The organism is Pedobacter sp. AC163 (assembly GCF_979258665.1).
On record NZ_OZ409872.1, the window covers coordinates 5,026,899 to 5,050,759 of the forward strand.

Here is a 23,861-nt window from a genome sequence, read left to right on the forward strand (position 1 = left end):
CTATGGATTCTATTATTACCAATCAGATTGCACCACTTAGTACATCATTTTTAACTGATGTTTTACAAGGATTGCAAAGTAAACCTAAGTTTTTAAGCTCCAAATATTTCTATGATGAAAAAGGCGATCGCATATTTCAGCAAATCATGGATATGGATGAATACTACCTTACTGATGCAGAGATGGAGATTATGGAGCAACAATCTTCAGAATTAGCGAAATTTATTGCGGTTGATGATCAACCCTTTGATTTGATTGAGCTTGGCGCTGGCGATGCGACAAAATCTATTCATCTCTTAAATGCCTTGTTAAAACAACAGCTTACCTTTACCTATTTTCCTATTGATATTTCAACGCATGTAATCAACGATCTGGAAGAAAATCTACCTAAAAAACTTCCTCAGTTGAAAATGGAGGGACTTAATGGCGATTACTTTAAGATGCTTAAAAAAGCAAAAGAGATTTCCAGTCGCCGGAAAGTGGTTTTATTTATGGGAGCCAATATCGGTAATATGAACTTAAGCGACGCCGAGCAGTTTTGCTGTGATTTACGGAATGAGCTTTCCCCAAATGATTTACTGATTATCGGATTTGATTTAAAGAAAAATCCGAAACAGATTTTGGCAGCCTATAATGATCCTGCGGGGATTACCCGCTCATTCAATTTGAATCTTCTGGATCGGATAAACAATGAATTAGGTGGTGATTTTGATGTTTCGAAGTTCGATCATTACGCATCATACGATCCTGAAACCGGAGCTTGCAAAAGTTATTTAATCAGTTTGGAAGAGCAGTGGGTAAACGTAGGCGATGAAACCATTCACTTCACTGCAAATGAATTTATCTACATGGAGATCTCACAAAAATATTCTCTTGAAGATGTAGATGCGTTGGCTAAAAAATCTGGCTTCAACCCGATACATCGATTTTTCGATCATCAGAAATATTTTACAGATGCCGTTTGGAAAGTAGATTAACTTTTGCCATCAAGCACATCAAGCAGTTTCTGTAAATCAGCCTCAGTATTATAAAAATGGAACGAAAATCTCGTTCCGGCGCCCCTTGCTGAACATAGAATGTTAGCTTCAGCCAGTTTTTGCACTAATTTTTCTTCCAAAGGTAAGCTGATAATGGTTGATTGGCTTTCTCTCTCTGTCATCCAAACTGGGAGTAAACCTCTATTGTGAAATTCTGATCTCGCCTTTTGGCAAAGGAACTGGTTGCTTTTTTCGATGTGCTCAAACCCGGTAGATTGTAAGAAGTTAAGGCTATGATAAAGCGAGCCGAAATTTAAGGTATCTAAATGGCCAGGTTCAAAACACATCTCCAAATGACTTTTTCCATTTAAAAATGGCGCTGTTGGAAGTTTTTTATTCACTCGATCTTGATAGAGTTCGCCAATTAATTGTTCTGATAACAAAGTGAATCCATTTCCAAATCCAGAAAGTAACCATTTATAGCCACTCGAAATTAATGCATCTAAACCTGATTGTTTGAAGTTAAATGGCGTTGTGCCACAAAACTGTGTTCCATCTGCTAGCAACAAAATCTGCGGATAGGTTTGCTTGATTTTCTTGATGAAATCTTCTGATAATTTATAACCACTAATATATTGCACCATACTGAATGCAAATGCGGTAGGTTTAAAATCTTCAATTGCTTTAATAATATTCTCCTCCAGGTTTACATCAATATCAACTTCTGTAAATTCAAAGCCTAGAGTTTTTACCGGATAGGCAAGGGAAGGATAATCTTCTTTTAAAAGCAAAAATCGATGGTTTTCATCGAGTCCATTCAGTAAGGTATTAAATCCAAACGAAAAGTTTGGGGTTAGAAAGATATGTTCTGCCTGGTAAACTTCAGCAACTTTCTTTCTCAAATCTTCGATTATCGTAGCCTGGTTAACCCTAAAATTGCTCCCTTCATTAAGGTAATCAACATCGTGTTTGTTGCGCCATTCTAATAGCGGTTTACCTAGAATGCCTGAATAAGCGGTATTTAGGTAGGTGTTGTGATTTAAAACTGGAAATAAATCTTGAAAGTTCATGATCAAAAGTAATAGAAAATAACTACCCAAACCATAAGCTTTCTATTTTGTTAATTCTTTACTATACCCTTAACCAAATGGAAAATCATACTTCAATTTTACTTAACGAACTTAAAAAATTATTGGGTGGCGGAGGAGCGCATGTAGGTTTGAAAGAAGCACTTGCAGATTTAACGATTGAGCAGGTTTCAAAAAAGCCTGATCTCCTACCTTACAGCATCTGGCAATTGGCAGAACATATCCGTATAGCCCAATGGGATATGCTTGAATTTAGTAAAGATGGTAATCATCAGTCTCCGAAATGGCCGGAGCAGTATTGGCCGAAAGAGGTTGCTCCAGAAAGCGAAGAAGCCTGGAATAAAACCATCACCAGTATAGAAACTGACCTGAAAGAGTTTATTGAATTAATGGAATCGGCAGATCTTTACAGCCAAATTTCACATGGGCAGGGACAAGCACTACTTCGCGAAACGCTGCAAATTGCCGATCACAATGCTTATCACACTGCAGAAATAATAGTAATAAGAAGATTAATCGGTGCCTGGAAGAGTTAACTAATCAAGCGTCACAAATATTGTTTCACTAATTTTTATATGATCATGTTACAAACAAGCAAAGCATTTAGTTCATTCTCTGTAAAGAACATTGAAGAGGCAAAAGCCTTTTATGAGTTAATTGGTTTGAAAACCAAAGTAGGAGAGATGGGCATCTTGGAGTTAGCATTAGAAGGGAATGAAAACATCATGCTCTACCCAAAAGATAATCATGAACCGGCAACTTTTACGGTATTAAACTTTCCTGTGAACAATATTGATGAAGCTGTTGATGAATTGATTGCTAAAGGAATAAAATTCGAACAATACGATTCAGAATATATTAAAACCGATGAGAAAGGCATCTCGAGAGGCGAGCAAGGGCCGAAGATTGCCTGGTTTAAAGATTCATCCGGAAATATTCTATCGGTTTTGGAAGGGTAAAATTGAATTCATCAATCAGCTCCTTTCAGCTGATTGATGAATTTTTAATTAAGCCAATAGTCCAAAACATTGGTAGGCAATTTCGTATTCTTCATTGGTTGGGATCACCAGAATTTTTACTCGGGATTTATCTGTACTTACATCTGCAATTCCGCCCGAATAGTTTAAGTTACTTTCGGCATCCATTTCAATACCGAGATAATTCAGCTCATCGCAAACGGAAGCACGCATTAATTTGTCGTTTTCTCCAACACCGGCTGTAAATACTATAGCATCAAGGCCATTCAAAATTGCTGCATAAGCACCGATAAATTTTTTAATTCGGTAAGCATAAAGCTGGAGTGCTAAAATTGCACCATTACTACCTTCAGCAGCCAGCTTTCCAATGTCACGCATATCGCTCGAACCGCCTACGCCTAACAATCCCGACTGTTTATTAAACAAAGTACTCAACTGATCGAGGCTATAACCCGCATGCTCGATTAAATGAAAAATCACCGATGGGTCGATATCGCCGGAACGCGTACCCATCATTAATCCACTTAAGGGGCCAAAACCCATACTTGTATCTATCGATTTTCCATTTTCAACGGCAGTCATGCTGCAACCATTTCCCAGATGGATAGTGATAATTTTTGAATCTTTTTTATCCAGCCATTTAATCGCTTGCTCACTCACATACTTGTGGCTGGTTCCGTGAAATCCATATACACGAATTCCATGTTCCTTATAGTACCGATTCGGAATGGCATACCTAAAAGCTTCCTGAGGAATAGTTTGGTGAAAAGCGGTATCAAAAACCGCAATCTGTTTAGCTTTTGTAAAGGTTTGTTCGGCAACTTCTATGCATTTCAAGTTAACAGGATTATGGAGTGGGGCCAGAGAAAAAAGTTTTCTAATCTGCGCCTTCACTTCTTCTGTTATTAACGTAGGTCCCGAAAAGTGTTCACCTCCATGCACCACACGGTGGCCAACGGCAGCAATATCATCTGGACTAGCAATAACCGCCCGTTCGCCCTCGCTTAGCAAAGCTAAAACTTGATTCAAACCTTCGCCGTGATCTGTTATGAAACCATTTTTTTCGGTTATAAATTTCTCTCCGCCTGCGTAAACCGTATGTTTAATATAAGAGCCTTCAATGCCAATGCGTTCAACCAATCCGCTACAAATTGGCGCTTTTTCAGGCATTTTAAAAAGCTGATACTTAAGGGAACTGCTCCCAGAATTTATAACTAAAATATTCATGTTATTTTTTTATAGGTCTTGACATTGTATCGCGGTAATCACTACCGTATTAAAAATATCATCAACAGTACAACCCCGACTAAGGTCGTTAATAGGTTTATTTAATCCCTGCAACATTGGGCCAATGGCTAATGCGCCAGTTTCGCGTTGTACAGCTTTGTATGTGTTGTTCCCTGTATTTAAATCCGGGAAAATCAAAACACTTGCCCGGCCTGCAACTTCCGAGTTCGGCATTTTTTGCTTACCAACTATAGGATCTACAGCGGCATCATATTGGATCGGTCCTTCGATTTTAAGCTCAGGATATCTTTCCCTAACAATTGCAGTAGCTTCTCTCACGCGTTCTACATCTTCCCCTTCTCCTGAGGTACCGGATGAATAAGATAGCATGGCAATTCTTGGTTCAATGCCAAATTTGGCACTACTTTCTGCTGATGAAATAGCAATTTCTGCAAGTTGTTGTGCAGTTGGATTGGGGTTTACAGCACAATCGCCAAAAATGGCTACCCGCTCGGGTAAACACATAAAAAATATCGATGAAACAACAGAAACTCCTGGTCTCGTTTTAACAAACTGCAAGGCCGGGCGGATGGTATGTTGAGTGGTGTGCACTGCGCCAGAAACCATTCCATCGGCATCGCCCTTATAAACCATCATCGTTCCGAAATAAGAAACATCTGTCATCATATCCCGAGCCATTTCCAGATTTACATTTTTTGCCTTTCTTAACTCGTGCAAGGTTTCCACATAAGAATCGTATTGCTCGGAAAGCGCAGGATTGTGGATATGAACGGTGTTCAGGTCCAGGTTTAAGCCAAGCCGTTTAATAGAATTACTAATCTCCAATGGATCGCCCAACAAAGTAATGTCAACAATATCTTGCGCAATCAATTTCTCAACGGCTTTCAAAATTCGCTCATCATTTCCTTCGGGAAGAACAATGTGTTTCTTCTCTCTTTTGGCCCATTTTACCAGTTGATATTGAAACATGTGCGGGGTGATGCCCTGATAACTGAATGTGATAATTTTATCATCAAGCGCTTTTAAATCGACATGTTTTTCAAAAATATCTATGGCTAACTCAATTTTTTTCTTGTTATCTATCGTGATTTTAGAATGAATAGAACCAATAGTTGTAGTGGTTTCGAACGTTCCTTTTTGAACCGCAATAATTGGGATAATGGTTTGCAAACCTTCGATAAGTTTAATCATTGGTTCATCTGGCAAACTTCCTGCTGTAAGTACAATTCCGGCAATTTTAGGGTAGTTGGCAGATAAGTTGGCTTGCAACGATCCGATGATAATATCACCCCGGTCACCAGGGGTTACAATGAGCAGATTATCTTTAATGTGCCTTAAAAAGTTTGGCAGCATCATCGCACCAGTTACAAAATTATCAACCTGATTATCGAGCAAATCGGCGCCGAATAAAATATCAGCATCAAGCGCAGCCGCAATTTCTTTCATAGTTGGGCTTTGCAAACCACTTTCGATGGGAATTACGGCTATTAATAATTCTGGCGGTAATTGATTGGTTAAGGCCTGTTTAATACGTTCTGCTTCTTCAGGATTAACCATATTGGCCACTACACCCAAGACCTGCACATCTCTTAACAAAAAGTTGCGGTAAATATTGATGGCGCTTTTAAATAACTGACTTGCCGTTTTTCCCTTTCCTGATACCACAATCAAAACCGGGGCACCCAGGTTTTTGGCCATTAAAGCATTCGATTCAAATTCAAAGGCGCTGCCTTCGCCTAAAAAATCGCTTCCTTCAATTACAGTGAAATCATAATTATCTTCTAATTTTTTATATTTACTTATGATGGTATTGATAATTGTGCCGCTATCTTCAGCCTGGTGAAGCATATCTTGTCGGGTAAAGGCAAAAGCATCTTCGTAACGAATCGGTAATGCGAAGTAATCAAGCATTGCTTCTACGTGTTCGTCTTTTTGATTTGGATCTTCTTGAGCAATGATTGGCTTAAAATAACCAACTTTTTGGGTTTTAGCCAGTAGCATGTTTATCATGCCAAATGCAATCACTGATTTTCCGGTATAAGGCTCTGCAGATGCTATAAAGATGTTCTTCGTCATAAAAAAAGGATAAGGCTGATTAGAATAACTAACTTTTGCCAATATAGTTGGAAATTTTTTAAATCTATATTAAAAAAGTAGCCGACCTAATTGCAGCTGAAAATTTGAAATTAAAAAGGCTAATAAAAAGATATTGATATATTGGTAAAATGAAACCTACAATCACCATTGAATATTGCCCGAAATGCGGATGGATGTTGCGATCGGCCTATATGGCGCAAGAAATTTTGAACACTTTTACAGATGAAATTAGGGGCGTAATGCTAATTCCAAGCGAAACCGGTGGTAAATTTACCATCACTATTGATAACCAGGTTATTTTTGACCGCAGTGTAATGGAACGTTTCCCTGAAATCAAGGAACTGAAAAATTAGTTCGAGATCATGTAAGTCCGGATAAGGATTTAGGGCATACCGATCGTAAATAATTGCTAAGCGTTCGATTCGATAATCAACTTAAGGGTTTTAAGCCTATAAATAAGCGGCTGATTTACTTTAGATGTGAGGTTGGCCTTTAACGGCTGGAAATGACTTTGCAAAAAATGATCGTAATCTGTAATCTCTGTTGCTTGGTTCAAAAAAATAGGCACAGGTTGTTTTCCTGCTTTTGTAAAAAAATCTTCTAGTTCTTGGAGCTCCTGCATTGTCATGCCACTAAGTTACAAATGAAAATTTAATAGATTTCAATATCACTGGTTCATTTTATCATTTAGCTATCACTCAATACCTTTTATTTTACGGCCAAGTTTTCAAAAGCTATCATATAGCCTTAAAACGCCATTAATAAAATAAATAAAACCATATAGCATTATTTTGTGTTCATGAATTGCTTTTGATGCCTAATTAATACACCACCAAATGAAGGAGATAAGTACTGAATTATTTTATAAAATTGGGGAAAGTGCTAACGATGGATACTTCATCTACAATTTGCAAACTGAAGATTTTATTTACATTAATACTGCATTGGCCGATATTTGGGAAGTCGACAAAGAATCTCTTCTGCAGAAACCAAAATTATTTTTGAGCAAAGTTTACAGCGATGATGTAGAACATGTTATTTCCTGTTACGAAGAATGTTTGGAAGACATGGAACCTAAGAAATATGAATTTCGACTAGGTTTTGAAAATTCCAGAGAGAAATATGTAAAAGTGAGTTTGTATCCGATTAAAAATGAGGAAGTAATCATTTGTGGCATAGCCGAGGATATCACTGTAGAACGCCATAATAAGTTGCTTGTCGATCAAATCAATTACAGAAAAAATATTACACTCGAAGTTTTATCACATGATTTAAAGGAACCTCTTGGCATGATGAAGTTAACCGCATCATCGATGGAGAAAGAGGTAGCTAAAATTGGTGATAAAAATCTGCAAAAGTCGTTAAGCTTTATCGTTGATATGTGTGATCGAAATACGCGATTAGTGCGGAGCGTCATCAATCACGAATTTATAAAGAGCAACATCATAGAAATTAATAAAGACAGGCTGGAATTGGTGTGGGAGCTAAAAGATGCCTTACGTTATTATAGACGATCAAGGTTGAGCAATGTTCGTAATTTTAAGTTCAGCAGCAATCAGGATAAAATTTACCTATCGATTGATGGAATGAAATTTCTACAGGTAATTAACAATTTAATTTCAAATTCGATAAAGTTTACTGATGAAAATGGCACTATTGGCGTAACCGTAAATGATGTAGGGAATGCAGTAGTGATTTCAGTTTATGATAATGGCAGAGGAATACCTGAAGACATGAGGGCAGATTTGTTTGAAAGGGCAGAGCAAGGATTTCGAGCTGGCCTGGTTGGCCGGGATTCTGGTGGCTTAGGAGTGGGCATTATTTACAACATTGTAAAGTTACACAACGGACGAATTTGGTTCGAAACCGAAACAGGAAAAGGGACCACTTTTTTTGTAGAATTACCCAAATAAATACTTGAATCGCTGCTTTTCGAGCCATATTCGCGACTAAGCGAAATGCCCCATTTTCTGAATCAATTTCCTTCAATTATATTTGGTTTATGATCAAAATAATCCTGGTAGATGACCATCACTTGATGCGTGAGTCGCTTACCGCACTTATGGATAAATACGAATCGGTTGAAGTTGTAGCCGATGTTGCCAATGGAAGAGAACTACTTAATTTAATTGATACTGGCATTCAGGCTGATATCATTTTATCGGACGTAATGATGCCCGAAATGGACGGTATCGAAATGATTCCGCTGGTAAAAAAGAAATCTAAAAACCTAAAAATTGTATTGCTTAGTGTTCTGGAGGATGAAAAATATCCTTCTAACGCTTTTTTAGCTGGAGCGAACGGCTATTTATTAAAAAGTGTAGGTGCCGATGAATTGATGTTTTGCCTTCAACATGTAATGAAAGGGCATAAATATATCTCGTCGAGTTTATGTATTTCTATATTGGAAAGATATAATAGTCAGCTAGTTATGTTGTCTCCTGAGCAAAATCATCGTCTTCAGTTTTCAGAAAGAGAATTAAGTGTTTTAAAGTTGATAGGTGAGGGAATGACCAATCAGGAAATGGCTGATAAACTCTTTCTAAGTAGAAGAACAGTTGAAGGTTTAAGGCAGGCGTTAATTGATAGAACAGGTTGCAAAAATACAGCAGCTTTAGTACGTTTTTCTATTCTGAACGGTTACGCAATCTAATCAAAAGGCCAAATTTTCGCTCGAAAATTTGGCCTTTTTTAAAATGAGTATATTATCGCGTACTAATACTTTTAGGGATAGTCGGTTAGCCGCTATCAAATCGAACGTTTATTGATTCTGAGTGAATTTTTTAGCTTTAGCAATTACTTCATCAATTTCAAATGGCTTATAAATTATACCATCTGCTTTCGATTGGATCGTATCGATTTGATTGGGCGACATTGCAGAAATTAATATGATGGGTAACTTTTTAGCGCATAACTGATCCTTAATTTTATTGCATAATAATCTCCCGTCATCGGCACCTAAATGAATATCTAAAAAGAGAATATGAGGATTGAAGGTATTTATGATTTCGAAAACGTTCAATGCGGAATAAATACACTTAGTTTGGTAACCTTCTTGTTCTAAAATCATGCAGAGCACATCTCCATTAGAGGGGTCATCATCCAATACCAAAATTCGATTGTGCATAAACTTAACTGGTTAAAACGATAAAGTTAACCATTCACAGTTCAAACGAACCCGAATAAATACGTTAAAAATTACGTTTAATAGGTCTTTAATGGTGTTCTAATGAACAAAAGCCTTTGTAAAAAAGTTGTGGAGATGTAGTGTTTTCTAGGTAAAGCGGGATAGATTTGCTATTTTAAGGCAATCAAATTCTTAATTATGGAAAGAAATTTAGAGTACATTAAAATTCCTAATTTCCTCAATCGTATTAGGAACGAATGGCCAGGAATGATTGATCGTTTCGAGTTTAAAACACCAACAGTGATTTACGTTCACCTGAAAGAAGGCATCTCAAGTATCGACTTTTTGGGGCGACTATCAAAGAAGGTAGAACGAATGATCGATTTTTCTATTCCAATCATTTTATACCACGTAGAACGCGACGGAATGAGTCTTCGATCTCATCCTATTAATTGGTATTCCACGATCGAAAGCGCATAGAGAATCCCATCAATTAATTTTTTCATAAAAACGAATGGTTCAAAGTGAAACGGGAGTTACAATGCTCCTAAAATTTCCTTGTCACTATCGCGATGCCCAGTTAAGCCGGGCATTACTTAGCAACTATTTCTTGTATCATAGAAAATATCGAATTGATAAGATTCCTCATTATCTAGTCTATTTTACTGATCGATTTTTCGGCAAGCTAGCCTGGTAAATTATGGCTGCCGCCAATATAGAGGTTAGAAAAAATCCTTCCACAATATTTGCTTTTTTGCTTTTTTTTAAGCCTTGGTAGAAGCGATAAACCGCTATTCCACCTAAACCAGCCAATTCAAAAGTTAGCGGACTGGAAAATGTTTTTTCAGGCGAATGTGATAGTGTTTTATTAATGCTTGAATCAGCTAAATTTACACTTTTCGCTATTCTTTTTTCTATTGTTGGTCGCGGCAAATAAATTCCTAATCCCATGCCTATTGCACTAAGGCCATCAATGAGGAGATTGTAGGGTTTGTGTGTATTGCGTTTTGTCATCATTATTAACTTAGTATTAAAATAATATTAGAATATTTTTCTGTTTGTAAAACATTCTTTGGTTTTAATTGTCTTTGATCTACTATCCCTATAATTTATTCTTGATTTAACATGGAACAAGGCAGAAGACCTGATCAAATGGAATTTAGCTCCAAAGCTAGTTTCTATTGTATTTTAGCAGCATTTGTATTGGCAGTAATTTTCTCCTTTATTCAGCCTGCTTTGAAAAAAGGCTTTCCAGAAATGAGCATGATTTTTAAAAATCGTTAAGGAGTATTTTATTGCCTTGGGTCATTTCCTTGCCCTGTTTTCTGCGCTCTTAACTCTTTCTCAAGTTTCTTACTTTGTCCATATGTAACTTCCCATTTAGGTTTAGTGAGTGTTGCGAAGGCTGCTATGTCTGCATCTTTGGAAGTTGTTGCCTGTCCAAAACGATCTATTGTCTTTTGATATTCTTCAATAACCGACTGAAGAAAATATTCATTTCTATCTTCCTTTTCATAAGTATCTAGTTTTTTTACATTTTGAATTGGGGTTTGAGGCAGCGTTTGTGGCAATTGATAGCCTTTCTTCTTCGCTAAATTTTCCAATGAAACCTGATAGGCTTTATGATCGGAAACTAGTTCTTTCGCCAATGAAATTAGATCAGGTTTCGCTCCCAGTTGAATCATCTTATTCGCGAATTCGATAGTAGTTAAATTACTTAGTGCAACATTCTTTAAAAACTTTGTGTCGGTACTGTCTAACGTGATTGATTTGCTAATCTGGCTGATTCCGGTATCGGCAACTATAGTATCAGAAGCTAGTTTTTGACCGCTCTCGGATTTCTTTTCTGAACTTGTACAGCTTGCTACAACCGTAAAACACAATGCCGCTAGTATATAATGGGTATCTCTCATGTTAATCCTTTAAAAAATCAACACCATTAACATTTTAATGTTTTGAGAATTTGAAAATGGTGGCTTCCGTAAGTAGAAATAGATTGGTATCGGCAGTGTTAACCAAAGATGAAGCATTGATACTAGTTCCTACTGAAAGCTAAGGAACTGCCGTTAGACAACGAAAATTAACACTGATTAAGCTGCTTGTTGCTCTGCGATAATGTTTTAAAACGAGCAGGAAGATAAGATTACAGCTAACAAAAATTAAAAACTTCAAACTTTTAGCTATTAGATTGATTGTTTAATAAGAAATATCAAGCTTATGAACACGGACAATCAAAAAAAGAATCATCAAGAAAAGGATGAAGACAAAAAAGATAAGTTAGGAGTGATACCTAATGAGGAGTTAGATGGCAGTGATGCTGATAAAGCTTATGATGAGAATGGCGATTTTAACCAGTTAGGAGCTGTTAGCACGGATCAAAGTGGTTCTGATGCTGATGCAGATGAAAAATCAACCTAAATAAAAAACCCCGATTTTGAGTCGGGGTTTTTTATTATGGCCTGTAGTAGGCGTCTGTTTTGTAATTTTTGAGGTTTTTCTTTAATTCAATTCTGGCCTGATGGATATGTGTTTTTACAGTACCAATGGGTAAACCTAATTCTTCTGCAATTTCATGGTATTTGTAACCTTCGAAGTAGCGCACAAATGGATCGCGGTAAGCTTTTGGCAATCTATCCAATGCACCTTGAATATCGTTCATCATAAACTTGTTCTCAGCTACATTTCTGGTTGCGCTATGACTTAAATTTGCATACGTGATTTCTTCCTCTGTGGTAATCAGCGCATTTTTCTTAGCTGTTTTACGATAATCATTGATAAAAGTATTACGCATGATTACGAAGAGCCAGCCTTTTAAATTCGATCCTTCCTCAAATTTGTGAAAAAACCGGATAGCTTTCATCAATGTATCTTGAACAAGATCATTGGCGTCGTCCAGGTCTTTGGTAAATTGTAACGCATGAGAGCGGAGCGAGCTTGCATTGCTATTAACAATGCTGCTAAATTCTGTTTTATTCATGGGATAATGTTTTAAGGTGATTGTCTATTAACGGACAAACTTCATACCGCTAACATTAACTGTTATTTATTCGCGTATAACTACTCATGGTGTTTTCGCTAAATGCATTTTTATTAATAATAGCTTATTTGCATTACGTTACCACTAGTTCCATTAAAAGTACTTTTAATTGGATAAATACTGGAAAATCAATGATTGTAAAGGATTTGATATACAAGATGATAACTTTCATGGTGACTGTAGCACACTACAAAAACTGATGAAAAAATACACAAGTTGTTGCCGTCAATGTATACTACTCACCTACTTTTTCTGTTAAATGACGCATTTGTATATTGAAGGTCATATAACAATTGAGAAGATGCAAGCCATGTTTTTTAAAGATATTTTTGTGCTTTAATTACAAAAAGCGCACATGAATATCACTTCATTAAAACATATTCCTTATTCCGTTCTCGATTTAGCAACCGTATTAGATGGTTATACTGCAGCCGATACGTTTAAAACAAGTTTAGAAATTGCCCAACAATCAGAAGCTCTTGGCTATACCCGTTATTGGTTTGCCGAACACCACAATATGGCAGGCGTAGCAAGTTCGGCAACAGCGATATTGATAGGTTTTATTGCCGGAGGTACCAAAACTATTCGTGTAGGTTCGGGCGGGATTATGTTGCCAAATCATTCTCCGTTAATTGTAGCCGAGCAATTTGGAACGCTGGCTTCACTTTATCCAAATCGAATAGATTTAGGTTTAGGCAGAGCACCAGGAACGGATCAAATTACTGCAATGGCGATTAGAGGAGAAAATATGCATGCTGCACATAACTTTCCAAAAGATATTGAGCGATTACAGCAACTGTTCTCTGCCGATAATCTTCATTCAAAAGTTCGTGCCATTCCAGGCGAAGGACTCGATATTCCAATTTGGGTATTAGGCTCTAGTACCGATAGTGCAAGATTAGCAGCAGAGAAAGGATTACCTTACGCTTTTGCCAGTCATTTTGCACCAGCATTATTTGAACAGGCAGTGGCTATTTATAAAAATAATTTTAAACCTTCTGCTTTTCTTGCCGAACCTTATGTTATCGCTTGCGTTAATGTGGTTGCGGCCGATACAGATGAGCAGGCTGAATTCTTATCGAGTTCGGTTAAGAAAATGTTTTTAGGCGTGATAACTGGTAGGAGAGAGCGACTTAAGCCACCTGTAGAAAATATCAATGCCCATTGGGATCAGCTGGAAAAAGAAGCTGTTGAGCAAATGTTATATTATTCTTTTATTGGTAGTAAAGAGACCATTAAATTAAACTTAGCCGCATTTGTTTCCAAATTTGGAGTGAATGAAATTATGAGCACTTCGCATATTTATGATCATCAAGCGAAGCTTTATTCAAACAAATTGTTCGCCAGTATATTTGAATAAACTTGCTGTTATTTAATCCTGCAATTATGCAGCGCAACTGCCCATTCCTCATGTTTACAGTTTGGGCAAAGAAAAGTTGATTCTTCATTTACTGCTGCTACGTGTCCGCAAAATGTACAGGCGTAATGTGTTTTTGGTTGAAGTATTTTGGTTTTTTTAGCAAATAACTCTGGCAAGATGGGCAAGCCAGGTTTTACTTGATCATCTGTGTAAAAGAATACGCTCAGTGTACCAGATGTTTCAAGGATAGCGGTATCTATTTGCCCTAAATGAGAAATGCTTTGCTGCCTCAGTTCAGAGAAAAACTCATCTTGTGCAAGTGTTTCTTTCTTAAACTCTTCAATATTGAACTGTCCGTTTTTGATTAGATAAACAGGTTTGCCTTCTATCAGATCATCTAGTTTTTCGCTTTTTGCAGTTAAAAATGTGGTGAGCCGATAAGCGCCAACAATAATAAAAAATATGATTACTGGGATCAAAAGCCCAACTTCCTTATAAAACATCGGATCTCCGGCAGCAGAACCCAAACTAATAATCACTACGAGTTCAAAAACAGAAAGCTGCCTTACACCACGTTTTCCTAAAAGCCTTAACCCAACTAAAATTATAAAATACATAATAAAAGTTCGGAGTGCTATTTCTAACATAAACTCCCAGTTTTCTTCTCCGATGAAGAAATTTTTCCAGTCGATGTTTAAGATCATAGTAATACGTGGCAATAGATTACAGCAGTTAGGGAAGAAATGATTTTGGGATTTTTAAAGATGTATTGGATGAAAAAATGTTAGATGCATGAGTGCATCTAACATTTATGGATTTTTAATTTTTAAGCGCTGCAGCTCCTGCACTTGCTACTTCATGGTCTTGCTCAACGCTTCCTCCAGAAACACCGATGGCGCCAATTACCTTACCTGATTCATCTTTCAAAACTACTCCACCTGGAAAGCTAATTAATCCTCCGTTTGAGTGTTCGATATTGTAAAGTGGTTGACCAGGCTGTGATAACTTGCCGATTTCGCCAGAATCCATGTCGAAAAATCTTGACGTTTTTGCTTTTTTTATGGAAATATCAATAGATCCAAGCCAAGCATTATCCATTCTATGAAATGCTTTTAAGTTTGCACCTTCATCTACAACAGCAATGTTCATGGGAACACTAATTTCAGTTGCCTTTGCTTTAGCGGCGGCTGATATTTTTTCTACTACTTCTAATGTTAAACTCATAATTTTTTAAATTGGTTTTTATGATAAAGTTAACATTCAGAACTTGTTATTGTTCTGATTGGAAAATATGTTTCAGAAATTTATTGATTTTCGGAACGATATTATAAAAAAAAGCCCAGACGAATCATCTGGGCTTTCAGTTTATTTACCTCGGTGGTAATTTCCTTGTCGTATCTCTTTTCATTGTATCCCTTTTCATGGTATCTCTCTTTGAGGGATCTTTTCTATCTGGTTTCTTTTTAGGCCATTCAGTTTTCTTTCTAACGGTATCTGGCCGGGTTTGCGCAATAGTGCCCAAGCTAAAACTAGCAAGTAGCATTACAATCATTAACTTTTTCATAGGAATAATTTTTGTTTTAACTACTTGTAAAACAGCACCATTATTCCAAAGGTTTTGTCTTTTTTTCAAAAAAGACAGTTAAGAATGTATAGCCTCCAGATTAAGTTTTAAGAGTATCGAATTGGAATAATGAAACGCCTATCTAAAGTCTAATCTTTTTTGCTTTTGTCTCGTTTTTTTCTGGTATTTGTATAGAAAGGATGAGATCAATACTTTCCGAATTTGTTTCGTAATCAGCAGCTATCTTTTCCCATTTCGCTAACTCTTGTTGAAGGCTTTCGATTTCTTTGCCTAAAGATTCTATTTTACTTTGTATAGATTTTCTAACGTTCGTGTTTGCCATAACACAAAATTATAATTTGAATGTGAAATTGAAGTATCCAAATTTCGATAAAGATAAAATCACGAGCTTTTCATCTGTTTATCAATTATTTAAACCGGTTAAAAATTTTCAACATCTTCTATCATTCAATTAAATTTTGCTTTTCCTTATAAATGAGATGGGTCAGTTGATTTGAGGTCAAAAATATTTGTCTAAACTTAAACCATAGGTGAAATTTAAATTTTCTCTTTCTGTGATATTCAATCTATTATAGTTCAGCGTAGTCGTGAGGCTAATCCACTTTCTTAGCTTTAAGCCTATTGTTGTAGATGATCTGATAATATAGTCGCCACCTCTTGAAAAAGAATTTTGTAAAAAATGGCTTCCATCTAGGGTTATAATTTCTTTAACTGCGAAATGGAACTGTAACCTGAGCGAATTACGTAAGGTATTATAACGCTCGCCAACCACCAAACTACTTTGATCGAATAGAATGCCGTTACTCAAATTGATGTAGGAATTCGGTTCATCAAGAAAACTGTAGGCAATACCACCGCCGGCAAGTAATTGATTTTTTAGCTTTAACGAATAGCTGGTGTTGTAATTGATCAAACCCCAATAATAAAAATGTTCTGGCCCTTTAAACAGGTTGAAGTTAAGCGTACTCGAGAAATCATTATTGCTTAAGTTGTTGTTTTGTTTTCCATAAAGCCAACTGGTGTTAGAGTTTAAAACGAAGGTTTCCTTCTTCATTCCAAAGTTTAAACCATTGTTTAATAAATAAGCACGCTGATCGTCTGTTCTGTTAATTGAACCTGTAGAGGAAAGCACAATATGGTAATTCGTACTGTCGCTATATTGTGCCGATGCATTAAGAAATACGAAGATGAAATTGAAAATAAGTAAAAGTTTCTCCATACTCAGGTTAACAGATTTACAATGATTAATGTTTAGTAAGCAATTAACGAACAGTTTTTTTCCGCTCCAGAGCCTGATCCGATAACTTGCTTCGCTCAATTGCTATCTCGGAAAATGTCTCTATTATTAGACCAAATGATTATTTTTACTGCATGAAACCAACAACATCTAAGCATTGGCGTTTCCGTTTGCACGAGGTGATCTACGAATCGAATACGCCTGCAGGCAAAGCTTTTGATGTGGGTTTACTCATTGCCATATTTACCAGTATCATAGTAGTAATGCTTGATAGTGTTGTTAGCATCCACAATAAATACGGTAACTTATTTTATCATGTGGAGTGGGTGTTTACCGGCTTATTTACCATAGAATACATCTTACGGTTAATCAGTATTAAAAAGCCAGTGAGGTATGTATTTAGTTTGCTGGGGATTATAGATCTTATCTCATTATTGCCGTCGTATTTAAGTATGTTTTTTATTGGTGCACAATCGCTTTTGGCTTTCAGAGCATTAAGATTATTAAGGGTTTTCAGGATTTTTAAACTCGGAGAATTTCTAAGCGAAATTAATTTCCTTACGCAGGCGCTGAAAAACAGTTTTAGAAAAATTAGCATCTTCCTGCTTACGGTATTAACGATCACCGTAATTTTAGGTTCGATCATGTATCTGGTAGAGCAGCGGGAAAATGGTTTTTCGAATATTCCGGAAAGTATTTATTGGGCAATAGTAACCATAACGACGGTAGGCTACGGCGATATTTCTCCAATCACCCCAATGGGAAAATTTGTTGCTTCAGTGGTTATGCTTATTGGTTACGCCATTATCGCTGTACCAACAGGAATTATTACTCATGATATTGCTGTTGCTGCAAAATCTAAAAAGGAAATGCCCGAATCTTGCCCAAGTTGCAGCCTGGAAGGGCACGATTCTGATGCGCTTTTTTGTAAGCATTGCGGCTCGTCACTTTTTAGATAACTAATTCGGTAAATAACGTTCTACACGACCTGCGAAATCATTCAAGTCGAATGGTTTGTTAATAAAATCTTCTGCCGTACATTTCGCTTTTACCGCGTTTAAGTGATTATTTGCCGACATCATCATTACCGGAATGTGATGAGTTTTAACATTGGCTTTCAATTGTGTACAAATCTCAATGCCATTTCCATCAGGCAACATGATATCCAAAATCACCATGTCTGGAATAGTTAGCCGCATTTGTTTCCAAAAATCGCTGGTATTACTACAAGCTTTTACTTCATACAATTCCTCCGTGAGTAAGAACTCGATAATCTCTCTGATATTGGGATTATCTTCTACTACATATATGCACTTTTTCATAAGCTTTATGTTGAGCAATGTATGCTTAACGTCTTTCATTTTCAGATGTTTAAGTTATTTCTTCACATTGCCTGAGTTATTAACTTCTTTTATTCACCGTCTATTTCAAATCAAATTTTTCGCAAACTTTTTTATGTTTTTTTAAGTTGATTAACTACATCAGCTATTAAAATTATGAGAAATCTTAAATCAAGCTTTGCATTCGTTATCGGCTTATCAATTGCCGCAAGCGCTAATGCATCAGAACGTATTACGCCTTCAGTAAATGTGATCAGTCACGAACGAAAACAAAATGTTCTTCCGCCTGAAGTTTTCATGGCTCAAGCAATGCGGTATGGAATAAAAAGTTTACAGATGAGCGGCTTAGCCGCTGAAATTTCTAAAGATCAAAAAATTAGGAGTTTTTCAACAAGCGTTCTCGACTTGCATACTAAAGCAAACCAGGAGCTTTTAAGCCTGGCAAAAACAAAAAACATAAGTTTACCAACGAGTAAATTGCCGGAAGGACAAAGGCCCGATGGCAGAGTGGATTCGTCTCCTACAAATTTGTTGGATACCTCGCGAAATCAAAATCAAGGTGAAGCAGGGAATACGGGTCAGCCAAAAGGTGTTATGGTTGAAGGCTTTGCGATGCTTAGTGATGCTGATATGCAACAATCAATCACTAAACTTAACCAATTGAAAGGCGAAAATTTTGACAACGCTTATCTTGCAGCTAGCTTGAAGGATCATCAAAATGTGGTTGCACTTTTCGAGGCAGGGTCTAAATCATCGGATAAAGATGTGAAAAAATATGCCCTTAAATATTTACCGAAACTTAAAGCACATTTAGCTCAGTTGAATGCGATGATGAAATAAAAATAAGGAGGTAGCGATGAAATTAGCTACCTCCTGTAAAATTAATGCGAAGCGTTACTTTCAAAACCGAAAATCGTTAATCGAACTGGTTTTGAAGATACTTTGTATTTTGTGGAAACGGTGAAAGTGTCGAGGTCAATCTGATGCACTTCACCAGATCCTGGTAAAGCGATGTAGGCGAATTTTGCCGTCGCTTCTAAAACTGGCTTATAGGTGTCAGTGCTTGAGGTTGCTGAAATTACAGCACCTTCTTTTTTCAAAGCTCCAGTCGCTAAATCATAAACACGAAGTTTTCCATCCAAAGTTAACACTAACAAATTTTTTCCGGCATAATCAACTTTGCATTGAAATGCATCAGCACCGTTGTAAATAGGGGTGATCTTATCCCCAGCCAAATCAATTAAATAAGCCCCTTTGGTAGCCACGTAACCAATAAATTTCTTCGCAGATTCTGCATAATAAATGCTGCCCAACCTAAATGCGCCAAACCCATCGGGGTTTGGAATCAATCTTTGCTCGCCGTTAGATTTCACCACCAAAACGCCACCTGCAGTTGCAGCGGCATTGGTAAAACCACCGAAAACAGCATGAGTGCCATCAGTTGCGTTACCATGGATCGCCCCAATGGCTAAGGTTGAAGCAAATACGGTTTTGCCGCTTTTATCAATGATTAAAACCCTGTTGGGTGATGCTCCAGCTGTTGTTGTAGAAGTGACCGCATAGGTTCCGTTTGTAAATTGTGCCATTGCACCATGATGAGGTAATAAGCCGGCATTCACAGTGGAAAATCTTGCTCCTGTAGTATTAAAATCACTTTCCATAGCCCGGCTCAAAGTTCCATCGCCATCATTAAAAATTAAACTTTCATCGGCTTTCGATTTAAAGTGGGTTGGCTTTATGCCATTTGCAATAATACTGGCCCATTTTGGATTGTGCAATACATCAATATGATCTACATGTGATGACAGACCGCTGTCAAAAACCTCTGCTAAATTTTGCGTACCATAAAGCACTGCTGCATACCTACCAGAAGAAGTAGCATAAAGATTTGCCAGTGGATATTTGGCATCGAAAGATGAAACAGCTGCCGAAAATGGGTCAATTAAAGTCAACTTGTTCGAAGTTTCATCTGAGGTTAACAAACGTACATATTTAAACTCCTTTGCAACGTTTGTTGGTTCCTCTTCAGGTTGTTGATTGTCTTTTTTACAAGCGGTAAATGCTGCAGCAACGGCAACAAACAGGGCTGCTTTCTTAAAATTGTTTTTGGATAACATTGGGTTTGATTTTAATTGATTAATTAATTTTTATGCTGATTCCTTTGATCGTTTGCCATCCGGCTTTATCGGTGATTCTGATCAAAAAATGGTAATCACCTGGATCTATATCTGCCGGGACATTGATGGTTGCTGTGGCTTCATAATTTTTTTGCCCTGCCGGAATATTGATTTCTCTGATGAGTAGATACGGTTTTACTGGAGTTTTAGTCGCTTCCATATTGCAGCTGTTTACCTCAGTACTGTGAGAATGATGGTCGAAGTTGTGGTGGATATCAATGCTCATGGATCCAAGTGCTACGTTATCACTTACCTGAGCCTTAAAAATGAAAGATTCGCCACGTTTAATAATGCTACACTGTTGTGGAAAAGCGCTTGCACTCGCAACAATTTCGGGATAGCTGGTATCAATTTCTTCGGTTTCTTTTTTGCAATTGCTCAGCAGAAACACCATTGCGAAGCCTAAAATTAGATAGCCCGTTCTTTTTGGATTAAATTTATTTTTCATTAGGTTTTATTTATCAAAATGTTCTTCAAGTTCATTTTCTTTCCCCAGCTGATCGACGATCTTAAGGTGTACGTGGTAATGGCCTTTTGGTGCTGCGGTAACATCAAGATGTTTATGGAAATTGTAGTTGGTTAAACCAACCATCGAAACATCGGTGAACCAAAAGTCCTCTTCCCAGGCCGATCCATGTACTTCTACTTCAATTTTGGCAATTTTATTAATGGCAGAAACTGATGCTTCTACATGCAAATCATTGCCAGCAGTATTTAAGCCCACTTCAAAACCTGTCGCATTGGGCAGTGTTGGGTCGTATTTAATTTCCAAATCACTCACAACTACTGTCGATTTACCTAATACGTCGGTGACGGTAATGGTTACCAGGTAGCTACCCAAAGCAGCCGTAGTTGGTACATCAATGTGTTTATGGAAACTTGCATTTTTGATATTGACAAAACCGTCGGTATAGTTTTGACTAAAGTTCCAGCCCGAGCCAGATTTGGGCTTGATGGTTAACTGAACGCCGGCTAAATTGCTAGCCGAAAAAAGATCGGCCTCTAGGTGGATGTCCGTTCCTGGGTAAGCGGTTTTGTTGTTATTGGTGCCAATTTCTAAGTTTGTGATAGAAGGCGCATCTGGAATTACTTCTTCTTTTTTACAGGCTGTAAAAGTTGCTGCAATCATCAACAGTCCTAAAAAGGGCTTTCTAAATTTGTTCATAATGGGTGTTTTTAAGGGTTATAACTGATTATTTTATTTTGAAAAGGGGATTTTTACCGAGAGAATGAGGTTTCGTCCTGCTTCAGGAAGCTCGATAAGGCGATAAAAACTGGTATGATTGAGATATTTTGTGTCGAATAAATTCTGTGCCTGAATACTGACTTGAATTGGATTTTCGAAAAGTGATATTTTAGTTCCAATCTGGATATTCACCAGTTGGTAGCCAGGTGTTTTTTTCTCTGGAGGAACAATATTTTCCTGTTTACTGGTAATGCGGTAGTCCACCGAGAAATAGGTATTGCTCAACTTGGTATTAAGTTTAGGAGAATAGGTGAGGTTAAACAAGGCAGAAGCTGGTGGAGAAAATGGCAGCGTAAATCCCTTTTTATCTCCAGATAATTGCTTCGCCTGCAATATTTCTCCTAAAAAATGAGTGCTTAGATTTTTGAAAATCTCATATTCCAATTGAATCTCTCCACCAAAGCGCTGTACCCGACTCTCTTCATACTCGAATATTTGGTTACCTGCACCATATGAATAATCATGGCCGGAAGTCGGATTCAGGTAAATATAGTTTGGGAAATAATTGTAAAAGGGACTAAGTTGAACCGACCATTTTGCATCACTCCAGCCCAGGGTTAGATCTACTTGATATGATTTTTCAGCGGAAAGATTTGGGTTCCCTTTTTCGTAGCTGAAGTAATGATAGTTTACGCCATTTGCACCAAGTTCTTTTGCAATTGGCATCCTGAAACTTTTGCCAATATTAGCCTTTAAACTGAAATTCGATAGATTGTAATTTAATCCAGCAGACCATACCAAGCTGTTGAAAGTTCGATTCAAATTGGCAGCCCGTTGCAGATTTTGCTGTTCGAAATTGCCGTTTCTATTAACTTGCGATGGAAACCAGTCCTTGTATTCAAACATGTTAATTTGTGCTCTATCGTACCTTATCGCACCATGTAGCAATAAATTTTCGCTGATTTTGAACTTATCGTACGCAAAAGCGCCAATTGTACTTTGGTTAAATGCCGGAACCAGAAAGCTCCATCCGTTGATGTTGTTACGCTGCCATTCTGCATTTATTCCAACGGTTAATTCGTGAGCATCAATTTTGACTCTATCTTTTAGATTTGCCGAGTAAACTGATTTATCGAACTCCCTTTCTAAATCGCTTTGAATCAATAGCGATGAAGGATAAATAGGGGGCATAAAGCCATGATTGACGTATTGACTAAATTCTTGCCTAAAGTTTTTTTGATAACCTAATTCAGCTTCAATGTTGTGGTTTTCTAATTGAAAGCTAGATCTGTTAATGATTTTAAAATGGTTAACCGATTGATACGGATGTAAAATATCCCGATCTGAATTATCGTGGAGCTGCTCATCAACACGTCTCGGCTCTAGTCCGTGAGCATTGGCAAAAAAACCACTTTTGGTGTAGGTATTACTTAGATAAAATATCGATCTAAACTCATCACCAACAAAACCAGTGTTGAAATGAATTCCAGTTTCTTTTCCTGCGGTATTTCTTAAGCGATTGTTATTTAAATTTACTTCGTAATCATACACATAAACCTTGGTTGCAGGTACCCGGTAATCGGCGTAATTTTGGTAAGTAAATCGCGAGTCGAAAAACCATTTTTTGTTTCTGCCATAAAAATTTGTTGATGTTCCGTATAGATTGTTGTTACTTTTTCCAATTAAATCTACCGAACCCCCAAGACTATTTGGCGCCGGAATGGCAACGGGTAAAATGTCAATTACGCCTCCAATGGCATCAGACCCGTAAATAAATGAGGCAGAACCTTTAATTAATTCAATTTCTCCAGTGGCAAATTGATCAATTTCCAAACCATGATCGGCTCCCCATTGCTGCCCTTCATGTTTAACACCCTTCTCAACAACAACCACTCTATTAAAGCCCAAGCCTCTAATTAACGGTTTCGATTGTCCTGAGCCAATGCCGATGGTCTTAATTCCTGGCAAGCGCTCCAGGCTTTTCATCAGGCTTCCGCCCAAATTTCGTTGGATAAAATCCTGGTTAACAATTTCTATATTCAACGATTCCGCTTTACGGCGATTTTCTACATGTTTATCTTTTATGGTGACGTCAGCTAACTGCTTAACTTCTTTTTGAAGAACCACATTTTTGATAACAGCCTGATCGCTTCCTTCTATTGTGATTATTGTTTTGGAAAAGCCTACTGCACTAACGATCAGTTGATAAATTCCTTTTTCCAAAGCTGGAAATGTGAAGTTACCCCGATCATCTGTACGGGTTGAAATTGGCGACTGAACTAGCTGGACCGTAGCGTTGGAGATCGGTTTTAGCTCGTAAGAAACGGTTCCACTGAGTTGAAATTGTTGCGCATACACCTGCACAGTTCCAAAAAAGGAAAATATTAAAATTAAAAATTTACGCATTGCAGATGGCCTAAGCCAA

General features: G+C 37.3%; 29 protein-coding genes. 11 read left to right on the forward strand and 18 right to left on the reverse strand.

Annotated elements, in window-relative coordinates; all coding sequences use genetic code 11:
- Positions 1–2 precede the first annotated feature (2 nt).
- A complete protein-coding gene (egtD, locus tag ACZZZK_RS21835) occupies positions 3–977 on the forward strand; it encodes an L-histidine N(alpha)-methyltransferase (protein ID WP_463485982.1) in 975 nt (324 codons plus the stop codon).
- On the opposite strand, the gene ACZZZK_RS21840 is transcribed toward egtD, so the two are convergent.
- Positions 974–2,047 (reverse strand): aminotransferase class V-fold PLP-dependent enzyme, encoded by a 1,074-nt coding sequence (locus tag ACZZZK_RS21840; RefSeq protein ID WP_463485983.1) that lies wholly within the window; start codon positions 2,045–2,047, stop codon positions 974–976. The genes egtD and ACZZZK_RS21840 overlap by 4 nt on opposite strands.
- 77 nt (positions 2,048–2,124) lie before the next feature.
- Between ACZZZK_RS21840 and ACZZZK_RS21845 the strand changes: the two genes are divergently transcribed.
- The gene (locus ACZZZK_RS21845) at positions 2,125–2,601 is read left to right on the forward strand and encodes a DinB family protein (RefSeq protein ID WP_463485984.1); all 477 of its coding nucleotides are present in this window, start codon (positions 2,125–2,127) and stop codon (positions 2,599–2,601) included.
- Positions 2,602–2,646: 45 nt separating this feature from the next.
- The gene (locus ACZZZK_RS21850) at positions 2,647–3,024 is read left to right on the forward strand and encodes a VOC family protein (protein WP_463485985.1); all 378 of its coding nucleotides are present in this window, start codon (positions 2,647–2,649) and stop codon (positions 3,022–3,024) included.
- A 48-nt stretch (positions 3,025–3,072) separates the two neighbouring features.
- Here ACZZZK_RS21850 and ACZZZK_RS21855 read toward each other — a convergent pair whose 3' ends face one another.
- Both ACZZZK_RS21855 and pta read right to left on the reverse strand, forming a co-directional pair.
- Positions 3,073–4,269, reverse strand: coding sequence for an acetate/propionate family kinase (locus ACZZZK_RS21855; RefSeq protein WP_463485986.1), 1,197 nt, complete (start codon positions 4,267–4,269; stop codon positions 3,073–3,075).
- Between the two features lie 9 nt (positions 4,270–4,278).
- Positions 4,279–6,366, reverse strand: coding sequence for a phosphate acetyltransferase (pta, locus tag ACZZZK_RS21860; RefSeq protein WP_463485987.1), 2,088 nt, complete (start codon positions 6,364–6,366; stop codon positions 4,279–4,281).
- 149 nt (positions 6,367–6,515) lie between these two features.
- On the opposite strand from pta, the gene ACZZZK_RS21865 reads away from it, so the two are divergent.
- On the forward strand, positions 6,516–6,740 hold the full coding sequence (locus ACZZZK_RS21865; protein ID WP_463485988.1) for an Rdx family protein: 225 nt from the start codon (positions 6,516–6,518) through the stop codon (positions 6,738–6,740).
- A gap of 56 nt (positions 6,741–6,796) precedes the next feature.
- On the opposite strand, the gene ACZZZK_RS21870 is transcribed toward ACZZZK_RS21865, so the two are convergent.
- Entirely contained in the window at positions 6,797–7,015 is a 219-nt protein-coding gene (locus tag ACZZZK_RS21870; RefSeq protein WP_463485989.1) for a DUF6965 family protein, read from the reverse strand.
- Positions 7,016–7,223: 208 nt separating this feature from the next.
- Here ACZZZK_RS21870 and ACZZZK_RS21875 point away from each other — a divergent pair, with 208 nt between their 5' ends.
- Together ACZZZK_RS21875 and ACZZZK_RS21880 are read left to right on the forward strand one after the other, a co-directional pair.
- A complete protein-coding gene (locus tag ACZZZK_RS21875; RefSeq protein WP_463485990.1) occupies positions 7,224–8,300 on the forward strand; it encodes a PAS domain-containing sensor histidine kinase in 1,077 nt (358 codons plus the stop codon).
- Between the two features lie 89 nt (positions 8,301–8,389).
- On the forward strand, positions 8,390–9,040 hold the full coding sequence (locus ACZZZK_RS21880; protein ID WP_056850165.1) for a response regulator: 651 nt from the start codon (positions 8,390–8,392) through the stop codon (positions 9,038–9,040).
- A gap of 108 nt (positions 9,041–9,148) precedes the next feature.
- Here the strand turns inward: ACZZZK_RS21880 and ACZZZK_RS21885 are convergent, their stop codons facing one another.
- On the reverse strand, positions 9,149–9,514 hold the full coding sequence (locus ACZZZK_RS21885) for a response regulator transcription factor (protein WP_463485991.1): 366 nt from the start codon (positions 9,512–9,514) through the stop codon (positions 9,149–9,151).
- Between the two features lie 198 nt (positions 9,515–9,712).
- Between ACZZZK_RS21885 and ACZZZK_RS21890 the strand changes: the two genes are divergently transcribed.
- A complete protein-coding gene (locus ACZZZK_RS21890) occupies positions 9,713–9,994 on the forward strand; it encodes a hypothetical protein (protein WP_463485992.1) in 282 nt (93 codons plus the stop codon).
- Between the two features lie 177 nt (positions 9,995–10,171).
- On the opposite strand, the gene ACZZZK_RS21895 is transcribed toward ACZZZK_RS21890, so the two are convergent.
- Together ACZZZK_RS21895 and ACZZZK_RS21900 are read right to left on the reverse strand one after the other, a co-directional pair.
- Positions 10,172–10,531: a hypothetical protein gene (locus ACZZZK_RS21895; protein ID WP_463485993.1), complete on the reverse strand. Its 360-nt coding sequence runs from the start codon at positions 10,529–10,531 to the stop codon at positions 10,172–10,174.
- A 275-nt stretch (positions 10,532–10,806) separates the two neighbouring features.
- On the reverse strand, positions 10,807–11,427 hold the full coding sequence (locus ACZZZK_RS21900) for a DUF4142 domain-containing protein (RefSeq protein WP_463485994.1): 621 nt from the start codon (positions 11,425–11,427) through the stop codon (positions 10,807–10,809).
- Positions 11,428–11,731: 304 nt separating this feature from the next.
- Here ACZZZK_RS21900 and ACZZZK_RS21905 point away from each other — a divergent pair, with 304 nt between their 5' ends.
- Positions 11,732–11,932 carry a hypothetical protein gene (locus ACZZZK_RS21905; RefSeq protein WP_463485995.1) on the forward strand — a complete coding sequence of 67 codons (201 nt, stop codon included), beginning with the start codon at positions 11,732–11,734 and terminating at the stop codon, positions 11,930–11,932.
- Between the two features lie 34 nt (positions 11,933–11,966).
- On the opposite strand, the gene ACZZZK_RS21910 is transcribed toward ACZZZK_RS21905, so the two are convergent.
- Positions 11,967–12,491, reverse strand: coding sequence for an RNA polymerase sigma factor (locus tag ACZZZK_RS21910; RefSeq protein ID WP_056850159.1), 525 nt, complete (start codon positions 12,489–12,491; stop codon positions 11,967–11,969).
- 415 nt (positions 12,492–12,906) lie between these two features.
- On the opposite strand from ACZZZK_RS21910, the gene ACZZZK_RS21915 reads away from it, so the two are divergent.
- Positions 12,907–13,911 carry an LLM class flavin-dependent oxidoreductase gene (locus ACZZZK_RS21915; RefSeq protein ID WP_463485996.1) on the forward strand — a complete coding sequence of 335 codons (1,005 nt, stop codon included), beginning with the start codon at positions 12,907–12,909 and terminating at the stop codon, positions 13,909–13,911.
- Between the two features lie 8 nt (positions 13,912–13,919).
- On the opposite strand, the gene ACZZZK_RS21920 is transcribed toward ACZZZK_RS21915, so the two are convergent.
- The 5 genes from ACZZZK_RS21920 to ACZZZK_RS21940 form a co-directional block, all read right to left on the reverse strand.
- Entirely contained in the window at positions 13,920–14,615 is a 696-nt protein-coding gene (locus tag ACZZZK_RS21920; protein ID WP_463485997.1) for a DUF421 domain-containing protein, read from the reverse strand.
- Positions 14,616–14,730: 115 nt separating this feature from the next.
- A complete protein-coding gene (locus tag ACZZZK_RS21925; RefSeq protein ID WP_463485998.1) occupies positions 14,731–15,135 on the reverse strand; it encodes a GlcG/HbpS family heme-binding protein in 405 nt (134 codons plus the stop codon).
- A gap of 145 nt (positions 15,136–15,280) precedes the next feature.
- Entirely contained in the window at positions 15,281–15,544 is a 264-nt protein-coding gene (locus tag ACZZZK_RS21930; protein WP_463485999.1) for a hypothetical protein, read from the reverse strand.
- 73 nt (positions 15,545–15,617) lie between these two features.
- Entirely contained in the window at positions 15,618–15,818 is a 201-nt protein-coding gene (locus tag ACZZZK_RS21935) for a hypothetical protein (RefSeq protein ID WP_265800528.1), read from the reverse strand.
- Positions 15,819–15,995: 177 nt separating this feature from the next.
- Positions 15,996–16,715, reverse strand: coding sequence for a DUF481 domain-containing protein (locus ACZZZK_RS21940; RefSeq protein WP_463486000.1), 720 nt, complete (start codon positions 16,713–16,715; stop codon positions 15,996–15,998).
- 152 nt (positions 16,716–16,867) lie between these two features.
- On the opposite strand from ACZZZK_RS21940, the gene ACZZZK_RS21945 reads away from it, so the two are divergent.
- Positions 16,868–17,692 (forward strand): ion transporter, encoded by an 825-nt coding sequence (locus ACZZZK_RS21945; protein ID WP_463486001.1) that lies wholly within the window; start codon positions 16,868–16,870, stop codon positions 17,690–17,692.
- Here the strand turns inward: ACZZZK_RS21945 and ACZZZK_RS21950 are convergent, their stop codons facing one another.
- Entirely contained in the window at positions 17,693–18,055 is a 363-nt protein-coding gene (locus tag ACZZZK_RS21950) for a response regulator transcription factor (RefSeq protein WP_463486002.1), read from the reverse strand.
- A gap of 174 nt (positions 18,056–18,229) precedes the next feature.
- On the opposite strand from ACZZZK_RS21950, the gene ACZZZK_RS21955 reads away from it, so the two are divergent.
- Complete coding sequence (locus tag ACZZZK_RS21955) at positions 18,230–18,913, forward strand: DUF4142 domain-containing protein (protein ID WP_463486003.1); 684 nt, start codon at positions 18,230–18,232, stop codon at positions 18,911–18,913.
- Between the two features lie 41 nt (positions 18,914–18,954).
- On the opposite strand, the gene ACZZZK_RS21960 is transcribed toward ACZZZK_RS21955, so the two are convergent.
- The 4 genes from ACZZZK_RS21960 to ACZZZK_RS21975 are packed head-to-tail and all read right to left on the reverse strand — an operon-like array spanning position 18,955 to position 23,842.
- Complete coding sequence (locus ACZZZK_RS21960; protein ID WP_463486004.1) at positions 18,955–20,190, reverse strand: hypothetical protein; 1,236 nt, start codon at positions 20,188–20,190, stop codon at positions 18,955–18,957.
- A 19-nt stretch (positions 20,191–20,209) separates the two neighbouring features.
- A complete protein-coding gene (locus tag ACZZZK_RS21965) occupies positions 20,210–20,698 on the reverse strand; it encodes a DUF4625 domain-containing protein (protein ID WP_463486005.1) in 489 nt (162 codons plus the stop codon).
- A 6-nt stretch (positions 20,699–20,704) separates the two neighbouring features.
- The gene (locus ACZZZK_RS21970; protein WP_463486006.1) at positions 20,705–21,415 is read right to left on the reverse strand and encodes a DUF4625 domain-containing protein; all 711 of its coding nucleotides are present in this window, start codon (positions 21,413–21,415) and stop codon (positions 20,705–20,707) included.
- 33 nt (positions 21,416–21,448) lie between these two features.
- Positions 21,449–23,842 (reverse strand): TonB-dependent receptor, encoded by a 2,394-nt coding sequence (locus tag ACZZZK_RS21975; protein WP_463486007.1) that lies wholly within the window; start codon positions 23,840–23,842, stop codon positions 21,449–21,451.
- Between the last annotated feature and the right edge of the window lie 19 nt (positions 23,843–23,861).

Excerpts from the sequence above, each read along its gene's own strand:
- ACZZZK_RS21915 (WP_463485996.1), top strand. The coding sequence starts at position 12,907 with ATGAATATCACTTCATTAAAACATATTCCTTATTCCGTTCTCGATTTA.
- ACZZZK_RS21975 (WP_463486007.1), bottom strand. The coding sequence starts at position 23,842 with ATGCGTAAATTTTTAATTTTAATATTTTCCTTTTTTGGAACTGTGCAG.
- ACZZZK_RS21920 (WP_463485997.1), bottom strand. The coding sequence starts at position 14,615 with ATGATCTTAAACATCGACTGGAAAAATTTCTTCATCGGAGAAGAAAAC.
- egtD (WP_463485982.1), top strand. The coding sequence starts at position 3 with ATGGATTCTATTATTACCAATCAGATTGCACCACTTAGTACATCATTT.
- ACZZZK_RS21960 (WP_463486004.1), bottom strand. The coding sequence starts at position 20,190 with ATGTTATCCAAAAACAATTTTAAGAAAGCAGCCCTGTTTGTTGCCGTT.
- ACZZZK_RS21970 (WP_463486006.1), bottom strand. The coding sequence starts at position 21,415 with ATGAACAAATTTAGAAAGCCCTTTTTAGGACTGTTGATGATTGCAGCA.
- ACZZZK_RS21895 (WP_463485993.1), bottom strand. The coding sequence starts at position 10,531 with ATGATGACAAAACGCAATACACACAAACCCTACAATCTCCTCATTGAT.
- ACZZZK_RS21910 (WP_056850159.1), bottom strand. The coding sequence starts at position 12,491 with ATGAATAAAACAGAATTTAGCAGCATTGTTAATAGCAATGCAAGCTCG.
- ACZZZK_RS21925 (WP_463485998.1), bottom strand. The coding sequence starts at position 15,135 with ATGAGTTTAACATTAGAAGTAGTAGAAAAAATATCAGCCGCCGCTAAA.
- ACZZZK_RS21945 (WP_463486001.1), top strand. The coding sequence starts at position 16,868 with ATGAAACCAACAACATCTAAGCATTGGCGTTTCCGTTTGCACGAGGTG.
- ACZZZK_RS21940 (WP_463486000.1), bottom strand. The coding sequence starts at position 16,715 with ATGGAGAAACTTTTACTTATTTTCAATTTCATCTTCGTATTTCTTAAT.
- ACZZZK_RS21880 (WP_056850165.1), top strand. The coding sequence starts at position 8,390 with ATGATCAAAATAATCCTGGTAGATGACCATCACTTGATGCGTGAGTCG.
- ACZZZK_RS21845 (WP_463485984.1), top strand. The coding sequence starts at position 2,125 with ATGGAAAATCATACTTCAATTTTACTTAACGAACTTAAAAAATTATTG.
- ACZZZK_RS21950 (WP_463486002.1), bottom strand. The coding sequence starts at position 18,055 with ATGAAAAAGTGCATATATGTAGTAGAAGATAATCCCAATATCAGAGAG.
- ACZZZK_RS21905 (WP_463485995.1), top strand. The coding sequence starts at position 11,732 with ATGAACACGGACAATCAAAAAAAGAATCATCAAGAAAAGGATGAAGAC.
- ACZZZK_RS21900 (WP_463485994.1), bottom strand. The coding sequence starts at position 11,427 with ATGAGAGATACCCATTATATACTAGCGGCATTGTGTTTTACGGTTGTA.
- ACZZZK_RS21865 (WP_463485988.1), top strand. The coding sequence starts at position 6,516 with ATGAAACCTACAATCACCATTGAATATTGCCCGAAATGCGGATGGATG.
- ACZZZK_RS21890 (WP_463485992.1), top strand. The coding sequence starts at position 9,713 with ATGGAAAGAAATTTAGAGTACATTAAAATTCCTAATTTCCTCAATCGT.
- ACZZZK_RS21885 (WP_463485991.1), bottom strand. The coding sequence starts at position 9,514 with ATGCACAATCGAATTTTGGTATTGGATGATGACCCCTCTAATGGAGAT.
- ACZZZK_RS21955 (WP_463486003.1), top strand. The coding sequence starts at position 18,230 with ATGAGAAATCTTAAATCAAGCTTTGCATTCGTTATCGGCTTATCAATT.
- ACZZZK_RS21850 (WP_463485985.1), top strand. The coding sequence starts at position 2,647 with ATGTTACAAACAAGCAAAGCATTTAGTTCATTCTCTGTAAAGAACATT.
- ACZZZK_RS21875 (WP_463485990.1), top strand. The coding sequence starts at position 7,224 with ATGAAGGAGATAAGTACTGAATTATTTTATAAAATTGGGGAAAGTGCT.
- ACZZZK_RS21855 (WP_463485986.1), bottom strand. The coding sequence starts at position 4,269 with ATGAATATTTTAGTTATAAATTCTGGGAGCAGTTCCCTTAAGTATCAG.
- pta (WP_463485987.1), bottom strand. The coding sequence starts at position 6,366 with ATGACGAAGAACATCTTTATAGCATCTGCAGAGCCTTATACCGGAAAA.
- ACZZZK_RS21840 (WP_463485983.1), bottom strand. The coding sequence starts at position 2,047 with ATGAACTTTCAAGATTTATTTCCAGTTTTAAATCACAACACCTACCTA.
- ACZZZK_RS21935 (WP_265800528.1), bottom strand. The coding sequence starts at position 15,818 with ATGGCAAACACGAACGTTAGAAAATCTATACAAAGTAAAATAGAATCT.
- ACZZZK_RS21870 (WP_463485989.1), bottom strand. The coding sequence starts at position 7,015 with ATGACAATGCAGGAGCTCCAAGAACTAGAAGATTTTTTTACAAAAGCA.
- ACZZZK_RS21965 (WP_463486005.1), bottom strand. The coding sequence starts at position 20,698 with ATGAAAAATAAATTTAATCCAAAAAGAACGGGCTATCTAATTTTAGGC.